The 19086-nt window shown below is 61.3% G+C and carries 14 protein-coding genes; 5 read left to right on the plus strand and 9 right to left on the minus strand.

Going from position 1 to position 19086, the window contains the following annotated elements:
* Nucleotides 1-12: 12 nt before the first annotated feature.
* Together sake_RS12850 and sake_RS12855 are read right to left on the minus strand one after the other, a co-directional pair.
* Nucleotides 13-1575: an alkaline phosphatase gene (locus sake_RS12850; protein WP_129358226.1), complete on the minus strand. Its 1563-nt coding sequence runs from the start codon at nt 1573-1575 to the stop codon at nt 13-15.
* Between the two features lie 158 nt (nt 1576-1733).
* The gene (locus sake_RS12855; RefSeq protein WP_129358227.1) at nt 1734-2660 is read right to left on the minus strand and encodes an alpha/beta hydrolase; all 927 of its coding nucleotides are present in this window, start codon (nt 2658-2660) and stop codon (nt 1734-1736) included.
* Nucleotides 2661-3074: 414 nt separating this feature from the next.
* Between sake_RS12855 and sake_RS12860 the strand changes: the two genes are divergently transcribed.
* On the plus strand, nt 3075-3494 hold the full coding sequence (locus tag sake_RS12860; protein ID WP_129358228.1) for a hypothetical protein: 420 nt from the start codon (nt 3075-3077) through the stop codon (nt 3492-3494).
* Nucleotides 3495-3767: 273 nt separating this feature from the next.
* Here sake_RS12860 and sake_RS13660 read toward each other — a convergent pair whose 3' ends face one another.
* Both sake_RS13660 and sake_RS12870 read right to left on the minus strand, forming a co-directional pair.
* On the minus strand, nt 3768-5273 hold the full coding sequence (locus tag sake_RS13660; protein ID WP_129358229.1) for a YeeE/YedE thiosulfate transporter family protein: 1506 nt from the start codon (nt 5271-5273) through the stop codon (nt 3768-3770).
* A gap of 92 nt (nt 5274-5365) precedes the next feature.
* Nucleotides 5366-6631, minus strand: a complete 1266-nt coding sequence (locus sake_RS12870; RefSeq protein WP_129358230.1) for an MFS transporter — start codon at nt 6629-6631, stop codon at nt 5366-5368.
* 230 nt (nt 6632-6861) lie between these two features.
* Between sake_RS12870 and sake_RS12875 the strand changes: the two genes are divergently transcribed.
* On the plus strand, nt 6862-8115 hold the full coding sequence (locus tag sake_RS12875) for an MFS transporter (protein ID WP_178946217.1): 1254 nt from the start codon (nt 6862-6864) through the stop codon (nt 8113-8115).
* Here the strand turns inward: sake_RS12875 and sake_RS12880 are convergent.
* The gene (locus tag sake_RS12880; RefSeq protein WP_178946218.1) at nt 8112-9143 is read right to left on the minus strand and encodes a GIY-YIG nuclease family protein; all 1032 of its coding nucleotides are present in this window, start codon (nt 9141-9143) and stop codon (nt 8112-8114) included. The two genes, sake_RS12875 and sake_RS12880, sit on opposite strands and share 4 nt — an antisense overlap.
* A gap of 181 nt (nt 9144-9324) precedes the next feature.
* Between sake_RS12880 and sake_RS12885 the strand changes: the two genes are divergently transcribed.
* On the plus strand, nt 9325-11832 hold the full coding sequence (locus sake_RS12885; RefSeq protein WP_178946219.1) for an excinuclease ABC subunit UvrA: 2508 nt from the start codon (nt 9325-9327) through the stop codon (nt 11830-11832).
* A gap of 1 nt (nt 11833) precedes the next feature.
* On the opposite strand, the gene sake_RS12890 is transcribed toward sake_RS12885, so the two are convergent.
* Together sake_RS12890 and folP are read right to left on the minus strand one after the other, a co-directional pair.
* Nucleotides 11834-12616, minus strand: a complete 783-nt coding sequence (locus sake_RS12890; RefSeq protein WP_129358234.1) for a pyrimidine reductase family protein — start codon at nt 12614-12616, stop codon at nt 11834-11836.
* Nucleotides 12613-13491: a dihydropteroate synthase gene (folP, locus tag sake_RS12895; RefSeq protein ID WP_129358235.1), complete on the minus strand. Its 879-nt coding sequence runs from the start codon at nt 13489-13491 to the stop codon at nt 12613-12615. The genes sake_RS12890 and folP overlap by 4 nt, the downstream gene beginning before the upstream one ends.
* A gap of 146 nt (nt 13492-13637) precedes the next feature.
* Here folP and sake_RS12900 point away from each other — a divergent pair, with 146 nt between their 5' ends.
* Complete coding sequence (locus tag sake_RS12900) at nt 13638-14276, plus strand: DinB family protein (RefSeq protein ID WP_243155701.1); 639 nt, start codon at nt 13638-13640, stop codon at nt 14274-14276.
* Between the two features lie 43 nt (nt 14277-14319).
* Here the strand turns inward: sake_RS12900 and sake_RS12905 are convergent, their stop codons facing one another.
* Both sake_RS12905 and sake_RS12910 read right to left on the minus strand, forming a co-directional pair.
* Nucleotides 14320-15798 carry an amino acid permease gene (locus sake_RS12905; RefSeq protein WP_129358236.1) on the minus strand — a complete coding sequence of 493 codons (1479 nt, stop codon included), beginning with the start codon at nt 15796-15798 and terminating at the stop codon, nt 14320-14322.
* Nucleotides 15799-15936: 138 nt separating this feature from the next.
* Nucleotides 15937-16593, minus strand: a complete 657-nt coding sequence (locus sake_RS12910; protein ID WP_129358237.1) for a TetR/AcrR family transcriptional regulator — start codon at nt 16591-16593, stop codon at nt 15937-15939.
* 150 nt (nt 16594-16743) lie between these two features.
* Between sake_RS12910 and sake_RS12915 the strand changes: the two genes are divergently transcribed.
* Nucleotides 16744-19029: an ABC transporter permease gene (locus sake_RS12915; RefSeq protein WP_238147489.1), complete on the plus strand. Its 2286-nt coding sequence runs from the start codon at nt 16744-16746 to the stop codon at nt 19027-19029.
* Nucleotides 19030-19086: the final 57 nt, after the last annotated feature.

A 19086-nucleotide genomic window follows, 5' to 3' on the forward strand; every position in this document is an offset into this window, starting at 1 on the left:
GTGGGGTTCTGGCTACATCGGCGTCAGTCCCATCTGTCCGGCTCGGGTGTAGAAACGGGCGGAGAGCTGCTTGGGCGCTTGATCGTCCTTCTCGATCCAGTCGACCGAATAGAAGTTCGACACCATGTCGTTGGGTGTGACCGTCACGTGCACGTAACCCCGGCGGCCGTCGTAGTGCTTGACGTAGGGGTGCTGGATCCAGTCCGACGTGTTCTTGTCGGCCTTCGCACCATCGCCGTCCGAAGAGACCGATGTACACACGAGCTCGACGCCGGTCGTGCGACTTGCCGGGTCCTTGAAGTCTGCCTTGAGCTCCGTGGCCGCGTGCTTGTGAATATCGCCCGCCAACATAACTGGGTTGGACGCGCGGCTCATGGCATCGAGCATCCGATTGCGCGCGGCCGGATAACCGTCCCACATGTCCACGCGGTCGTCCGTGATCGGCGTCAGCACCACGCCGTTGGCCAAGATGTTCCAGGTCGCCGGACTGGTCCTGAGTTGATGGGCGACCCAAGCTTCCTGGTTGCCCCCCAGGATCGTACGGTTCGGATCGGTACGGTCTGCCTCGTCCTTGGGCGCCGGGTCGCGGAATTGGCGGCTGTCCAACAACGAGAAGCGGATCAGGTTGCCGACGTCGATCGACGTCGTGATGTCGCTGGTGTCCCCTTGAGGCAGAGCCTCGATGTCGAGGGGCATGTTCTCGTAGAAAGCCCGGTATGCTACGGCGATCCGCTCCCGGAAAGAGGGATCCGGGGTCGTGGCCGCTGGAATCTTTCCGGTGTAATTGTTCTGGACCTCGTGGTCGTCCCAGATCGCGGCCGTTGCCACGCGGGCGTGGACGTCCTGAAGGTGCTGGTCGGTTTTGAACAGCGAGTACCGCAGCCGGTACTGCTCCAAGGTCCTGCACTCAACAGCATGTGCCGGCCCGACCTCGGCACCTTGCCGCCACAGGTTGTCTTCCGTGATGCCGTATTCGTAGATGTAATCGCCGAGGAAGAGGACCAGGTCAAGGTTCTTTTCCGCCGCAAGATGCTTATGTGCGGTGTAATGCCCGTGATACCAGGCCTGGCAGGATACGAACCCGAAAGAGAATGTGGAGACAGATGCGCCAGCGGCGGGCAGAGTTCGGAAACGACCCACGCGGCTGAACTGTTCACCCACGCGGAACCGGTAGAAGTATTCCGTCCCCGCGCGCAGTCCTTCGACCCGAGGGTGGACGGAGTGCGCCAGCTCCGGCTGGGCAAGGGCGTCGCCTTCCTTCTCGATTCCGACGAAGTTCGCGTTTCTGGAGACCTGCCAGTTCACGGCGATAGGACGCTGGGGCATTCCGCCATGTCCGTCCTCGGCGAGCGGTTGCGGGGTCAAACGGGTCCAGAGAACGACGCCGTCCGGCCGCGGTGCCCCACTGGCCACGCCCAAACCGAAGGGCTCGTTGATCGTGGTACCGGTTGTTGCGGAGGCTTCGGCACTGGGGATGTTGATTCCCAAAGCGATGGCGGTGGCGGAGACGCCACTGAGGTGAAGGAGACTCCTTCGGCTGAGACCTTTGGCTTCTGAATGCGATGCATTGTGCACGGCTTGTACCTCACTGATGTGTGATTGCTGGGGTGACGAACCCGATCACGCTATCCAGTGAGGATTTCCGCCAAGGAAACTATAGGAACTTATGTATTCACCGCACTTTCACCTCTCCGTGCGAAAGGCTCACGCGTTTTCACGCCACAGTTTCCGGCTCATGTGATATCGGCTCCGGAAACACGCTGACGAATAAAGAATCCGGCCCTGGCGAGGGCCTCATCGGCGGCATCCAGCTGCCCTGCGAAAGTCTGGAAGACATGAGCAACGTTGCCGGTGACGTCCAGGATCACATCCACTCCGGCTTCCCTGGCTCGCTCTGCGAAGCGAGTCGAATCGTCCAGCAGCAATTCCTCGGTCCCGACTTGCAATAGCACTGGTGGGAGCCCGGCCAGGTCGCCGCACGTCGCTGGCGAGGCCCAGGCTTGATGCGGATCCTGGCCGTCGAGATAGATGCTCGCGTTCCACCGCAAACTGTCTGCCGTGAAAAAGGGATCCCGTCCGCTCTTGGTCTCCAAGCTGGCTCCGGTCCTACTGGCGTCGAGACTCGCCGAGAACCCGACCAATCCTGCCGGCATAGGCAAACCTGCTTGTTTGGCCGCAAGACAGGCTCCGACTGCTATGCCGCCTCCGGCGGAGTCACCCGCGAAAACAATGGACGTCGGGTCCGAGCCCCGGTCCAGAAGTTCACGGTAGGCCGCCAGTGCATCTTCGATGCCTGCGGGAAAAGGGTGCTCGGGCGCCAAGCGGTAATCGAGTGACAACGCAGAAACGCCCGTTTCTTTGACCAGACTCGCTGTCAAGGACATCGCCGTCGCCGGGGATCCGATCATGAAGGATCCGCCGTGGAAATACAGGATAGTGCCCGGTTTCGGTTCTTGGTCTTCGGGTTCGACGAGGACTGCTGGACGTCCGGCGAGTCTTGTTGGGCTCTGCTTGATCCCAGCGGGTATCTGCATGGTCGACACCATGCGAGCGAATTCCGCCCGCATCCTGTCAATGTTCGGTGGTTCCTGCTCCGGGTCGATCGCAGTGGTCATGTTCTTCAGGCCGTCCATGATTGCTTGGCGCTGATCAGTAGTCATGTGAATCCTCTCGTTCGTCCTCTCGAACACCATGCTATGCGCCTCCGGGCCTTCACCGGGAGGTTGAACGCGCATCGGGTGCAACCCTGGACCAGGGCGTTATGGCCTCTTTGCAACGGACAGAGGTGCGCTTCCGGCATTCGGGGCGGCCGGGCAACGTGCCCACCTTGCGCCTCAGGTCTGGCTGTGAATTCCCTCGGGGTTCGGTAACGATCCCATTACGCCCGGACGCGTGCCATCGGCTTCCGGCCCGCAATACTGCCTCCCTGCCCTTGCGGGAGGTGGGTTATCAATTCGTTACCGCTTTTCTGCCCTGGTAACGGTCTCGTGTACCCCCGAAAAACCTGCGATAGCGTGAAAACGTCTTGATAACCCGCAAGGTTTTTGGACGCCATCGAAAAAGGAGAAATCACCATGACCCGCACTCAGGTAATCACCCGCAAGGCCTCAATGACCGCCGCTGGTGTTGCATTAGCTCTCGGCGCGGGAGTCCTTGGGATGGGTCCGGCCCAAGCGGAAACGCCCTCCGCCTCGGACTCCGCAGCCACGCCGCAGGCCGAGGAAACGCAGCATAGCGCCCCCGCATCTCTGGACCAGGCCGTTTTGGTCAAGTCCGTGACCGATCCGACGGTCTACTACCTCAAGGTCCCCAGCCCCCACGGCATCGGCGAGGCTCCGGCTCCTGACGGAATGTACAGCGTCGACATTGTGATTGGCGACCAGACCGAGCACTTCACCGTTGAGGCCAAGGACGGTCGCTTCGACCTGAAGGATTCCCACATCCTCAACACCTCGGAGTTCGAGCCTTATGTCATCGTCGACTGGATGGGCTGAGTTCTGAGGTCTGAACCCACAAGCTAGAACCACACTGAGGGTCGGCGGGGAACATTGTTCTGCCGTCGGCCCTCTTTCATGCTCTGTACCGCCTGGGATGAGCCGCCCGGCTGGGCAAGGTCTCCGAGATCGGTCAGCGCACGGCTGAGAAGTGGCTCGTCGTCTTCACCCCGCCTATTTCCTCTACAACGGGCCGGGCCCCTGTCCCCATGGTCCGGAGCCACTCCGCGTCATCAATCGGTGCGTTTCCCCGCTCCACGTTCCACGTTGGGATCAGCCCTTCCGAAGGGTGATCTGCCAGCTGGCTTCCCCCTGCTCCCGGAAGTCCGTGATTTCGTGGCCGTCCTCGGCCGCCCAATGCGGAATCGCCTCGGTGGCTTGGGTGCAATCGAAATCGATGACCAGGTGATCCCCCGGGTCCAGAGTGGCCATGACGTCCTTGGCGTCGATCAGCGGGAACGGGCACACCGCGCCGAGGGAGTCCAAGGCGTAATAGCCCTCCCCAAGCTCCCGCAATGTGGAGGATGCTCCTGTTTTTTCTTTGAGTCCCACTGCACCAAGAGCAGCGGGAAAGCCGCCAAACCCTTGGACGCTGGAGGGCGGGGCCGCTGGGGCGGTATTCACCGAAGCGGAGGTCGTCACTTCCTCGGCACCCGACGTCACCGATCCTGTCCCCACGGGTGCGGGTTCGACCGTCCGCCCGTCCGAGGCCACCGCCAGAGTATTGTCGAGGCTTTCGCTGGTCGTGTAGGTTCCACCGCCCGAGGTGGGGCGCGACGTCGTCGGGCGGAGCCACAACTTGGCGCCCAGCCCCACTCCGAGCGCGATAAAGACCAAGGATACCCACCCTTGGAAGCTGAACAGGCTGGTCTGGACCATGCCGTTGCCCACGGTGCACCCGCCCGCGAGCGAGGCACCCACGCCCATCATCAGTCCGCCCGCGACCGAGCGGGTAGCCGTCCGGGCGTCGGGGACGCGGATTCGGAATTCTCCGCTCGCTTTGGCCGCGATGAACGCACCGACGAACAACCCGAGAACCAGCATGACGCCCCAGTCAATATTGGAGTCATTGCCTGTAACCATGAACTTGACCAGGTTGGAAGAAGGCGTGGTAATCCCTAAGCCATCATTGCGGCCCGCAGCCGCGGACAGCGGCCACGCGATGACCCCGATCAGACCTACCAGGACGCCCGCCGTGTAGAAGTGGAGTGGACGTTTCCAGGCCGGACGGTTTCCCAGGGTTGCGGGCTTGGGAATTCGCCGTTCCTTACGCAGGAAATGGCGCACCATAACCACTGTCACCGCGGAAACCAAGATCACGAAAACCCACGGAGAGATGCCGAGGGCCTCGGGGATGGTGGTCAGTCCGGTATCCCACTGCTTCATCCACACCGCGAAGCCGCCGAGTGCACCCTTTTTCATGGCCGCAGAAGACAGAGCATACATCGCGAGCGCGATCCACGAGCCGACCAGTCCTTCGGCCGAGCGGTACCACGTCCCGGACGCGCAACCACCGGCCAGGATGATCCCCAGACCGAACAGAAGACTCCCGACGACCACGGCGATCGGAGCGAAACCGGAATACTCGGGCGAGATCACGCCTGTGGAGGTCAGCACGGCAATGCCCACCGCGTGCACCGCGATCACGACCATGAGCGCCGTGAACGTTCGCCACGAGCGCTGCAGGAAAATGTCACGGAGCATACCGGTCACGCAGAAGCGTCCGCGTTGCATGACGACGCCGAGTAAGGCGCCGACGATGAGACCTGTGAAGATCATGATGAAGTGCCCGCTTTCATAAGCTGCGTGGATTGATCACGTTGAAGCTACTCGCGCTCGGGCTACGGCGTCGAGAGCTCAGTAACCGAACGTCACTTAGCGACCGGCACGACCCCGGTGATAGGAATGGTCATGGTCGTGGGTTCGAAGCGAACGGCGTAGCGGGTGACCGGGGTGCGGCGGTCGGAGAGCACGTTGGCGCCGAGCAGGACGAGCCCGCCAAGCGCGAGGGCCGCAGCGATCCAGCCCGTGGAGGACCAGCTGCCGCCGGCTTTCATGGCCGAGCCCGCAAGGAGCGGACCGAGCGCATTGGCCAGGTTGAATGCCACGTTGTTCATGGCCGCAGCCATGGTCTGGGCGTCGCCCGCTGCCATCATCAGGCGAGTCTGGAGTGGGACGACCATTCCGCCACTGGCTCCGATCAGGACCATCGCGATGCCGGTGACCCACGCGTTGCCCACACCCACGGCGTAGAGAACGGCCGAGAAGCCCAGGAGAACCTGAAAACCCATAGCGGCAGGCAACAGGATCTTGGAGTTGACGTAGCCTGCAACGTAACTGCCGAGCGTGGACCCGACGCCGTAGAGCATCAGGATCAAGGACATCGCCCAGCCCGGTCCGGCGTGGGACCCCTCGAATGCCGAGCTGAAGTAGGAGTACACGGCGAAGATGCCGCCGAAGCCGATCGCACCGGTGACCAGAGTCAGCAATACCTTGGGGTTGGTGAGCGCGGTCAGCTCGACCCGCGAGCTCGTGGCCTTGTTCCCCGCGTGGTTGGGTACGGTGTTCCACAGCATGACCAGGGCGATCGCGGAGATCACGCTCATCAGCACGAAACTCAGTCGCCATCCGCCGACCTGTCCCACCAGCGTGAACAGCGGGACACCGACGATGGTCGCGACGGTGATCCCCATCTGGACGATGCTTACCGCGCGGGCCTGCTTGGTCGGAAGGTTGATACCGGCCGCCGTGACCATGGCCAGGCCGATGAATGCTCCGTGCGGAATACCGGAAGCGAACCTGCCGATCACGAGCCATTCCATGGACGGCGCAGCCGCGACGAACAGATTTCCCACCGTCAGAAGCAGGAGCAGTCCAAGGAGTAGGGGCTTTCTGGGCCATTTGGCGCCAACCGCGGAAATCACCGGGGCACCGAGTACAACGCCGAGTGCGTATGCGGTAATGATGTGGCCGGCCGAACCCTCATCGACCCCCATATCGGAGGAGATCGAGGGCAAGAGGCTCATTGAGGCAAACTCTCCGGCTCCGAAGGCGAAGGTTCCGACCGCTAGCAAGAGCGTGACGAGTCCTGTATTGGATGAATTCCGATTTAAAGTGAACAGCCGACTTGCCGACATGATCCCTCCTTTCTGAGCAGATTGCGCAGTCGCCCAAATTTGGCAACTCCGGAGAACAACTGGGTATGCGCGACTTTTATTTCCGTTTCGAAAGAATCATGGATGTGAATTCCGCCATTGTGTTCGGTAACACTGACGAACTCACTCGCGTATGCCCGAGCGGACTACGTCGTCCCCCGTCATGTCCCGCTTCCGCGACGTCCTGAGAACCCGCGCGTAGGGTGGACTGTATGCTCCGCCCTATTTTCTGGCCGGTTATCGTGCCGTCTCTGCTCTTTGCTATCGGAGTCGGCTCCACGGTCCCGGTCCTCATTCTCTCCGCATTGAGTTTGGGGGCTAGTGGAGCTTTGGCTAGTGCGGTCGTCTCTTTGATGGGCGCTGCCAGCCTCCTCTTGACCGTCCCGGTCGGGATTCTGATCGACAAGGTTGGAGACCGGAGGGCCATGATCTTGGGGACCAGTGCGGCCGTGGTGATCACGGCATTGCTCGTTCTGTCCTTGGCTGGCTCTCTGCCCACGCCCTTTGCCCTTGTCATGTACGTGGTGTTGCTCATGCTTCTGGCGCCGGTCCAGGATATTTGGGGGCTGGCTCGGCAGGCCGTCGTCGCCGACCGAATGCCCGCGATGCACATGGGCCGCGCTATGACGGCACTCGGCGGGACGCAACGGGTCGGGAATTTGGTGGGACCCATGATCAGCGCACTGCTTCTCCTGTGGTTTCCCTTGTGGTCCGTCTATATTTTCAGCGCGGCGTGTGCCGTGCTGGCCGTCGTTGTGCTTTGTATTCCTGCGCTGAACCGTGGCTTCGACTCCATGGGAGCCTCCACTCAGACGACGCCGACCGCCGCAGTCGCGGATCCGAACGAGCCTGCCGCTCAGAAGCTCAAGGTCCGGTGGAAGGCCGTGATGCTCGCCGGTGTTGCGATCACGATTCTGGCTATCGCTCGAGCGGCCCAACCCACGATGATTCAGCTTTGGGGCGTGCACATTGATCTGCACGAATCAGGCATTTCCTTGCTGGTGGCTTTGGGCGCGGCGCTCGAGCTGATTCTGATGTTCCCCGGCGGCTACATCAAGGATCGTTTGGGCCGATCAGTGGTTCTCATCCTGTGCCTCGCCATATTCGGGGCAGGTTTCCTCGTCATGGCGGTTCAGCCCACTCTGGCGTGGACCATCATGGCCGTCGCGGTTATGGCCGTCGGCAACGGACTGGGCGCGGGCGTGAACATGACGATCGGCGCCGACCTGAGCCCCAGAGTCGGTCGCGCAAAGTTCCTCGGAATCTGGGCGATCTTCAACAACTCGGGCAAGTTGGGCGGACCGGCTATTGTGGCACTCCTTCTGAGCATCGCCACCCTCCCGTTGGCCCTTGTCACTACAGGCGTCGTGACCATTGTCGGAGCGGCTTGGACGGCGACATTCGCCCGGACCATGGATCTGCCGAAGGGCGTCCACAAGCGCAAGACCGGCCGGGCCACCCGTTAGGACACATCGCGGAGGCCGTGGCCGCCGGTTCGCCCGTCCTGTGCCCCGTCGACGATTCTGGGTTCAAGCCCACCGTAGGCCCCCAGTGTATTGACGATCGCTTCAGCCAGGTACGAGTTATGGAACCGCCGGTACATGGTCGAACCTTGTCTCATCAACCCGACATTGAGTCGATACGCGGCGTCGAGAACATCAGTATCGGATAACAATTGGCTCAGGGCGTCCAGGTCACCAAAATACGGTGCGATGATGTCCCGCCTCTGTCGGTATGAAGGACGGTGGATAGCCAAGACTCCGTCCATGGCCTCGATCTCTTTGATCTTTTCAGAGGCCAACTGCTCCTCAGGTAAATTAAGGAACCCACCCACGAAGGAGCCACCTTCGTTCCGCTCCTCGTCGATGACCAACGACTCCATGTTCCCGCAGTTGAGGGTCAGGAGTCGCCGATACCCCTTCCTTCGGTTCGTCGAGGGCAAGGCTGAAACCGTCCACAGGAGACCGCTCGTAGCAAGAGCATCCGGGATGGTTTGGTCGACATATTCGGCCATCAGGGTGACGATCACGCCAAATTCTTCAAGTCGGCCGAGTTCCCAATACTTGGTACGCTTCGGTTCGGCACTGTCTACAATCCGGCGTCGTCGCTCTCGTTCCTCCGGGAGGAAAAAAGTTTCCTCCTCGCGGACAGTGAAACTGGCTTCATGCTCACCGTGAGGAAGTTTAGTGAGGAGCTTATTCCGCAAGCCGAACTGAATCTCTTGTTGAGCGATCACTTGCCTCTCGGCTTCATCAAGTTCTTCCGCCGAACAAGGCGCGAAATGCAAGAACTGCAAGTCGGGGTAACGACGACGGTGTGTCCCGACCCGGGTAACTACGTTCGTCGACTGCCCCACATACCTCTGACCGTTTTCGAATTCGAGGATGTATATCCCGGTCAAGGCCGAACACCCCCTGAATATCGGTGCTACCGAAGCCATCTCCCTGACATCGAACCGGGTAAAGCTCAGTGATATCGGCACAATCGCATTCATGAGCTCATTATGGAACCAGCTTTTCCTCAAAAGTTCTTAGGCAAGCCAACGTGTTTTGTCGGGACTCAACTTCATAGCGATTTTTCACGTAGCGCTGTGACGAGCCCGCACGCCGCTGGTTCCCACCGCCCTCGTCCTGTACCCGCATATCCCAGCGGTTCCCCTTGCTAGCCTCGAGTACATGCCCGTTCCCGAAATTCACCCTGACCAGCGCCGACCCGACGGCGTCGTCGCCGTGCACGACGCCCACCTGCATAATCTCCAACACGTCAGTACAGAATTCCCGCGGGGTGCGCTGGTTGCGTTCACCGGGGTTTCGGGATCCGGAAAGTCATCCCTCGCGTTCGGGACCATTCACGGTGAGTCGCAGCGGCGCTACCTGGAGTCCATTGCGCCTTTCGCCCGGCGACTGATCGGGAGCACCATGGATCCTCGCGTCGAATCCCTGACGGGCCTGCCGCCCACGGTGGCCCTCGAACAGAGGAACAGCGCAGGCGGTGCTCGGTCGACCGTCGGCACCATCACGACCCTGTCCAATGGGATTCGTCTCCTCTACTCGCGCGCCGGCAATCATCCTGCCGAATCGCTTCAGCGAGGTTCCGCACTGCACGGCGGAAGGCTGTTGGCCGAGGCGTTCAGCCCCAATACGCCCGAGGGCATGTGCCCGCAGTGCCATGGTGCGGGCGTGCTTCACGAACCCACCGAGCGTTCGATGGTCCCGGACCCGAACCTTTCGATCAACGACGGCGCGATACAAGCATGGCCGGGGGCGTGGCTCGGCAAGAATTTCCACGACATCTTGTTCACTCTCGACATCGTGGACATGGATCTGCCGTGGCGGGAAATCCCCCAAGAGATCCGGGATTGGATCTTATTCACGGAAGATCAGCCGGTGATCGAGGTCCATCCGGAACGCGGCGTGGATCAGACGCAACGCACGTACCAGGGCCGTTGGCGGTCAGTGAATCGCTATCTCCTTCAGACCGTGGACCAGGCCAAATCGGAGAAGACCCGCGCTCGTGCCCTGAAATACCTGGACACCTTCGAGTGCCCGACCTGCCACGGCCACCGGCTCAATCCCGATGCCCTGCGTGTGGAGTACCTCGACCAGAAGATCTACGAGCTCAACTCTCGCTCGGCCGAAGAGATTTTGGAGCTGTTCCAAGAACGTTGGCAGAAAGTCTCCGAACTTGATGAAACTCCCGAGACGGAGGCGGAGCGTCTGCTTCTTCCAAACGTAGTGCCGGTTCTCGAGACGATGGTCGGCTTGGGGTTGGGGCATCTCAGTCTTGACCGTCCCGCCCGCACCCTGTCCACGGGTGAAATGCAACGACTTCGTCTTTCGGCCCAACTGAGATCGGGGTTGTTCGGGGTCGCCTACGTTCTGGACGAGCCGTCCGCAGGCCTGCACCCCAGCGAGAAAGGCGTGCTTCTGGATCTCTTCGAACGGTTCATCGAGGACGGCAATTCGGTGCTTCTGGTCGAACACGATATGCGTCTGGTCGAACGCGCGGATTGGGCCGTCGACGTCGGCCCTGCGGCCGGCGTCGATGGAGGGCACATCTTGCACTCGGGTCCCGTGGCCGACCTCGCTCAGGTCAAGGAGTCCAAGACGGCACCCTATCTGTATCAGCCATTGCCCGACCCCAGAACCGCCGATGCGGTCCGGACAGCCACGAGCCACCTGAGCATGGACGGCGTGACAGCACGGAATGTGCGGGACGTGTCCGTCTCCTTCCCACTGGGCACCTTTGTGGCCCTGACCGGGGTGTCCGGCGCCGGCAAATCTACTCTCCTGGGTGAAGTTCTCGCACCGATTCTCCGCAAAAGCGTTCGCTCGAGCGTCCTTGAGCAGGACGAGGAGGCCGGCAAGAACCTCACCATCGGAAAAGTATCCGGCACCGACGCAGTGGATCGTCTGGTACAGATCACGCAGAAACCCATCGGTCGGAGCCCACGGTCATGCTTGGCAACCTATACCGGTCTTTTCGACAGAGTCCGCAAGCTCTTCGCCTCAACCCTGGACGCACAAGCTCGCGGATGGGGTATCGGAAGATTCTCCTTCAACGTGACTGAAGGGCGCTGCCCCACGTGCCAAGGCGAAGGGCAGATCGAGGTCGAACTCGTCTTCCTGCCGGGCAGCTACTCACCCTGCCCCGAATGTCACGGTGCTCGATACAATCCGGAAACTCTCGAAGTTTCCTGGAACGGCAAGAATGTCTCTGAGGTCCTGAGCCTTTCCGTGCGGGATGCCCTGGACTTCTTCGCCGACGAGGAGCACGTCTGCCGATCCCTGCGAGCGCTCGACGCCATCGGACTTGGCTACCTGACCCTTGGTCAACCGGCTACGGAGCTTTCCGGCGGTGAGGCTCAGAGAATCAAACTCGCGACCGAGCTTCAGAGAGCCCCACGCGGTCACACCGTTTATCTTTTGGACGAGCCGACGACGGGGCTTCACCCTTCGGACGTGGACCTTCTGGTTGCCGAGCTCAACCGCCTCGTCGACCAGGGGAACACGGTCGTCGTGGCGGAACATGACCTGCGAGTTGTTGCGGGCGCTGACTGGGTCATTGACCTTGGCCCCGGTGCAGGTGAGCGAGGTGGTCAGTTACTCGTCGCGGGTCCGCCGGCCGACGTCGCGGCGTGCGACGAGTCCGCAACGGGTCGGTGGATGAGAGGCGAGGGCTGAGTCAGCTTCCGGGGATTCGATGCGGATTGCCGTCGGCACGTATATATCTCAGCAGCAGTTCATCCCCCGAACGCAGGATCGACGCCAGTGAAAGTTGGGTCGGCGCGAATTCCGCGGACGTGGCCATTCGCCTGGCCGTTCCGGCGAGGAGCTTCGGGGCCATCGTCAGGCACAATTCGTCGACCGCGCCAGCGTGAAGAAAGGATCCGAACAGTTCGGGTCCGCCTTCACTGTGAATACGACGCAGACCTCGCGCAACCAGATCAGCCCGTACTGCATTCGGGTCCACAGAGAATCCACCGTCGGCGGAGGCGATGACGACGTCCGCCACTTCCGCCAGCGCGTAGCGGTGGGCTGCGTCAGCTTGCGCAGAAACGTAGACGACGGGGCGCACCGGTGCTTCGGTGAATACTGCGGAGTCCGGCGATAGTGCCGCCGAGCCGCTGACCAGGGCGAATACGGGTTGTGCGGGGAGCCCGTGAGCCGTGCGCCAGGCTGTGGCTTCCTCCGGCAGAACCATCGCACCATAACCTTCGGTACGGACGGTTCCCGCACCCACCAGCACCACGTCCGCGAGGTACCGCAGAAGATCGAAGACGCGGGAATCACCAGGGCCTCCGAGGCTTCCCGAAACCCCGTTGACCGCGACCGCGCCGTCCAAGCTGGCGACGAAGTTCATGCGCAACCACCCGCCGTCATGCCCGTTTCCGGGTGAGTAGACGGAAAGGATCTGCTCGTCGGTCAGGGACTCGAGCGGGGTCGGGAAGACCGGGTCTATACTCATACATTTCCTTCTGGCCGGGCGTTGTGCTCGACGCGCACGGGTGCCCGCCAACCGCGAATCGCCTCGTACATGCGGGCCGCGTCCACGGCCGCGGCGACGTCGTGCATCCGGACGATCCGGGCTCCGCGTTCGAGACAAGCCATCATTGCTGCGATCGAACCGGACACTCGCTCGCCCTGCGCCCGATCGAGGCTCTCGCCGATGAAGTCCTTATTGGACACCGCGGCCAGCAACGGCAGACCCAGCGAGGCGAGCTCGTCCAGCCTCCGGGTGATCTCGAGCGTATGAAGAGTGTTTTTATCCAAGTCGTGCCCCGGATCGATGATGATCTTCTCACGCGGCACCCCAGCGTCCACCGCCCGATCCACGCGTTCGGCGAGGAATTCGCGGACCTCCCGCACGACGTCGGAGTAGGCCGCCGCAGGCTTTTCTTCACGAGGCTTCCCGGCGCTGTGGGTCACGACGACGTGCGCACCGGTATCCGCAATGGCCGACGCCATCCCGGGGTCGGCAAATCCGCTGGTGTCGTTGATCACCGAGGCCCCGGCGTCGACGGCAGCCCTTGCCACGTCGGCGCGATATGTGTCGACCGAGACGACGACGTCGCTCGCGGCCACAACACTGTGGACCACCGGCAAAATACGGTCAAGCTCCTCAGCTGCGTCGACCACCGGCCCCCTCCCGAACGGGACGCCACCGATGTCTACCCAATCGGCACCCGTTTCCGCGGCCTGCAATGCCGAGGACACAGCCGCATCGACCTCGTAGGTTGCGCCGTGATCGTAGAAGGAATCCGGAGTTCGATTCACCACCGCCATCACCGCGACCTGTCGTTCGAAGTCGAATACCCGGCGTCCGATGCGGTGAAGGGTCATGCGGTCCTTGGCTCCTGGGCGGATTCTGGGGCAGGTGGCGGTCAGGCCCCAGTTTAGCCATGTCGGCCGGGTCTTCGAAGCGGTTCACGTGCCGTCGTCATGGAACGTTATCGGTCGTGCTTCTCCTGCCCCGTTCAGGGGTGCATTTGAGTCTCGCTGACGTGCCGGGCCTGACCCTGTTCTTTCCATCCTCGGGGCTGAATAATGTGGGCATAGACAGCAAAGAGGAAATACTGCTCTACCTCCGCAGCGATCGCGAGGCCCTGCTCTGGAAGCTCGAAGGGGTCACTGAACGTGAGGCTCGCATGCCGCGCACGCCCACGGGCACGAGCCTTGTCGGGATCGTCAAGCACATGGCCAACGTCGAGGTCGGCTATTTCAGTGAGGTTTTCGGTGGTCCATGGCCGAACGGTTCCGAAATAGTCTCACCGGAGGCTCTGGAGCAGGACCCACAGGAAGACTGGCACCTCACAGAAGGCGAGAGTGTCGCCGGAATCATCGATCTGTATCGACGCGTGGGCGACTTCGCCGACTCGGTCATTTTGGAGCTTCCGTTGGACACCATCGGCACGGTTCCGTGGTGGCCTGAGGAACGCTCGCAACTCACACTTCATCGAGCCGCTGTCCATGTGCTCAACGACCTGTCCCGTCACGTGGGACACGCAGACATTCTGCGCGAGCAATTGGACGGGTCAACGGGGCTGAACCCAAACAACTCCAATCTTCCTGACCTTGATTGGTCGGATTACGCGAGTCGGCTTCGGACCGATGCCGAGCGATACTGACGCCCCATGGGCAACCGCGTGAGCGTGGCCTCCGAACCGGCGCCTATTTCTCGCCTGCATCGTCGAACTGTTGGCGGATCTGACGGGGCGAGACCAGGGGAATCTCCGAGGTCAGCGGCCGATGTTGCTTCTGCAGGCGGCGCTTGACCACCTGCCACAACAGCGCGAGCAACAGGAACCAGAATGGGCTGAGAATCGCGGCAATGCGGGTATCCTCGCTCAGCGTCAAAGTCACGGCGATGAAAACGAAGAACGCGAGCACCACCCAGGGGGCGAGTCTGGGCAGAGGCATTCGGAAACCCGACGCATCGTGCCGATCGGGGTGCCTGCGGTAGTACAGAATGTAACTGACCACAATGGATCCCCACGTGAACAGGATGTCTGCCGAACAAATCGAACTGACAACCGTGAAGGCCTGCGTCAGGGCATCACCACCCATCAGGAGCGGGACGGCGGCGAACAGGAAGACCGTGGTGAAGAAGACCGCCTTCATGGGTACGCCTCGCCGCGTCGTGTAGTTCAGCGCCTGGGGAGCGTGGCCGTCCTTGGACAGGCCGAAGGCCATGCGGGTTGCGGAATAGACACCGGAATTGGCGCTCGACGCCGCTGAGGTCAACACGACCAGGTTGACGACCAGAGCTGCTCCGGCAAAACCGGCGTTGCCGAACATCGTGGTGAAAGGGCTCTGCTCGGGATCGATGTGATCCCACGGCGTGACCATCATGATCACGGCAAGAGATCCGATGTAGAAGATCAGGATGCGCAAGAGGATCGAGTTGATGGCTCTGGGAAGATTGCGGTGCGGGTTCTCGGTCTCCGCCGCGGTGGTGCCCACCAGCTCCAAGCCGATGAACGAGAAAATGGCCAGTTGGAAACCCAAGAAGAATCCGGTGAGGCCCGTCGGGAAGAATCCGCCGTGCGTCCACAGGTTGGACACGGCGGCTCGAGTTCCGTCGCCGTTCTCGTAGCCGGTCAGAACCAGGACGATCCCCACAAAGATCAGCGCCAGAATCGCAACGATCTTGATGATGGCGAACCAGAACTCGGTTTCCCCGAAAGCTTTGACCGGTTGGAGATTCAAGACGATCAGTCCGATGGCCGTCATCAGAGCAGGCAACCACACGGGAACGTCGGGCCAGAAGTACTGGACGTACGCGGTGATGGCGACCAAGTCCGCGACGCAGCCGACGACCCAGGAAAACCAGTAATTCCACGAAACCATGAACCCCGCCCACGGCCCGATGTTGTCTTTGGCGATGTCTCCGAAGGTCTTGTAGTTGAGGTTCGACAGCAGCAACTCGCCGAGGGCACGCATGACGAAAAACAGAACGAAGCCGATGAGCGCGTAGACCACGAGCAAACCGGGGCCGACAAGATTGGTCAGCTTGCCCGAACCGTAGAACAGGCCGGTTCCGATGGCGCCGCCGATTGCGATGAGCTGGAGGTGCCGATTCTTGAGCCCTCGGGCAAGAGTTTCGCCCGAACCGTTGGCGGATGACACTGTCGTTGAGTTCTCGCTCATGCTCCGTCTTTCTGGATGGTCGCTTCGATCACAGGTGATCTATATTACGTCACCCGGCATCGCAGAATACCGAACCGGAAACGAGCCCGAGAGGGAACCGGCCGCAGGCACAACTGATCACATCAAATACCTCCTCGGTCAGAGAAACGGCACGGTCCCGGCGCCGAGCTCTCCTTCGGGATCCGAGACCGGGGCCGCAAGCATTCCGGCCGCAGCATCGATCAGAAATCGGCCGACCTGCATCCAGTTCCCTCGGTGCTCACCTTTGTTCATGAGTTCCTCTTGTTCCGCGCAAACGCGGATCACAAGATGTGCCATGAGGTACGACCGCCCCTGCAGCACGCCGTCGGAGATGCCCTCGACTTTCCGTTGCACAAATTTCACGTCCTCAGGGACGCCGGTGTCTCTGGCCACCTTCGTCACAATGTCCACCGCCGAAGGAACGGACTGCACCTGGGACAGGAATTGAGCGCGCCAACTCGGCCGGGGAAGACTGTCCAGCAATTCGAAGAGTGGCACCAGGCGCGCACGGATAATGTCATGAACGCTCGGTGAAGGCTCCAGGGCTGCGAGAAGCTCCTTGCGACGTCGCCCCATGGCTTCGGCATGTCGCTCCAAAAGGGCACGCAACAGACCGTCTCTGCCGCCGAAGTGGTAGGAAATTGCCGAGTGATTGGCGGCCCCGGCGTGCTCGACGATGCGACGGTTCGAAACCGCGTCGATCCCATGAATCGCAAAGAGCTCTTCCGCGGAATCGAGCAGAGACTGCCTCGCCCGATCGCTGTACCTTGCCATGCCCCTCAACTCCCCTTCGCAACCGACCTCATCACCATGGCAAATCGGGGCCGATTTCACAATAGTAAGTCAAGTGTCTTAGATTGAGTCAGTTGAGATTCAGTGGTCAACGGAGATCGCTCGACTTCCGAACCATCAGGAGGCAGAAAAGTGAGCACCTCGTATCCACCGAAGCATCGAGAGGTACAGAAGATCAGAAATTCCAAGGACACGGAATCAGAACCCGAATCGGCCGAGGAGCAAGCCGCGGCCGAGGCCAAGCGAACCAAAGCGGAGCTGATCGGGCGCACCGTTGCAATTTTCGTCATGCCGCTCATCTTCGTGGGCATGATGATCACGAGCTATCTCGGCACCATGCATTCCCCTACGCCCAAGGACATGCCCGTCGTCGTGGCGGGTTCCTCGTCGCAAACCGAAGACCTCAAGTCCGCCCTGGACTCTTCGGAGTCGGACGCCCTCGACGTCGAAACCGCGAACAGCGCCCACGACGCACGCAAGCAGGTTTACGAACGCGATGCTTCGGCCGCGGTCGTCGTCGACGGCAACCAAGCAACCTTGTACACGGCCGGTGGCGCGGGTGCCCAACAAGCCACGCTCACCACCAGCCTGGTCACTCCCGCCATTGACAGCGCGGGCCTGAGTCTCAAGACCGAAGACCTCGCGCCTCTGCCGAATAACGACCCCGCCGGTCTCGCGGCTATGTTCCTCATGACCGCGATCGTGATGGCCGGATACCTTCCGTTCAGCGTACTGAGGTCCAACTCGCCGGAATTGTTGAAATTCAGGCGAGTGGTCCCGATCCTTGGAGCCTGGGCCGCTGTGATCGCCGGCTTGGTTTGGCTTGTGACCGGCCCGATCCTCGACATCATCGCTCCGGAACATACGGCCGCGATACTGGGCATAGCTTGGTTGGGCGTTTTCGCGATCGCATCCGTGCAGTTGTTCATCACGAGAATCGTCGGGGCCATGGGCGTGATCTTCGGAATCCTGTTCCTCATGGTCCTCGGCATGCCCTCGTCGAATATGGCGATGCCGGTATATACGATGCCGAGGTTCTTCCGGTTTACACACGAGTTCTTACCGATGCCGGCCATCGGCGAATCCTTGCGCTCGGTGCTCTACTTCGAGGGCAATTCAGTGGCCGGCCACCTTCTCGTGTTGGCGATCGGCGCGGTCGTCGGCCTGCTCCTGACCAAGGGATACGACTACCTTCAGCACAAGAAGAACCCGAATCCCGAGCCTCTCAGCGTGAATATCCCGTCGATCCACGGCGGCCGACGCCCTGACTCGAAATTCATCCGCTACGTCTCGCTTGCGATCTTCCCTCTCGCCATGGTGACCATGATGATCACCTTCATGCTCGGAGCCATGCATTCACCGACGCCCAAGGACATGCCGGTCGCCGTTGTCGGCTCGACTACCCAACAGGCGGAGCAGACCGCATCCAGCCTCAAACAGAACACGGGGGACATGTTCGACTTCACGGCGATGACCGACAGCGACGACGCGCGTGCCCTCGTACAGGATCGCGACGAGGTCGCGGCCCTCGTGCTGCCTTCGCAGCAAGATCCGGAATTCAAACTGATCGGCAATCAATCGGCCAACAACAGTGCCTTCCAAGTCGTGAACCAAACGTTCAGCCGGGTCGCTTCGGCCCAAGACATGAAACTCAACGTCGACGACGTCGCCCCCTTGCCAGATCGTGACAAGAACGGTGTGTCCGTCTTGTACATCGCCATGGGTTGGATCCTTGCCGGGTTCATGGTCGTCATCGTCGGAGCGAACGCGAACCCCTGGAGTCGACCGCTCAAGAGGATGATCCCGCTGACCATCGTCTACGCAGCCTTCATGGGCTTCGTGGTCTCCCTTATCGCGGGGCCGATCACGGGCGCAGTCCAAGGGCACTTCGCGCAACTATGGGGGTCGGGAATCATCTCGATATTCTGCATCGCCATGTTCGCCATGGTCTTCGAGAGGCTCATCGGAATGTTTGCCATCATTCCCGTGATCGGAACCCTCATGTTTGCCGGCGTTCCGTCGTCCAACGGCGCGATCTCCGAGTTCATGATCCCGAAGTTCTTCGCAACCCTCCACGACTTCCTGCCGATGCCCGCGGCGGTGGAGATGATCCGGTCGATCCTCTACTTCGACGGCGACGTCGTGGGCCAACATCTGCAAGTACTGGGCATCTGGGGGTTGGTCTCCCTGGCCTTGGTATTCCTCATCGACAGCCTCAAACCACCGCGCACCGAACACGACTTCGGCAATTTGGAGCGCGAACGGGCGAGGGAGGCAGCCAAGGAGAACCTCGGTGAACCACCGGTTGAATCGACCGTTTTACCGGAGGAGATCGACGAAGGATCGACTGAATCGGCCGACGGGTCGCGGCCCCACAGCGCCGTCGATCACCATGATCTGGTACGTGCCGGAGTCTGACCCTGAATCCGCCCCTCTCGGCAGGACAAGGCCCCAAGGCGATCATTTCGCCTTGGG

It is taken from the genome of Kocuria sp. TGY1127_2, assembly GCF_013394385.1.
GTDB lineage: Bacteria > Actinomycetota > Actinomycetes > Actinomycetales > Micrococcaceae > Rothia.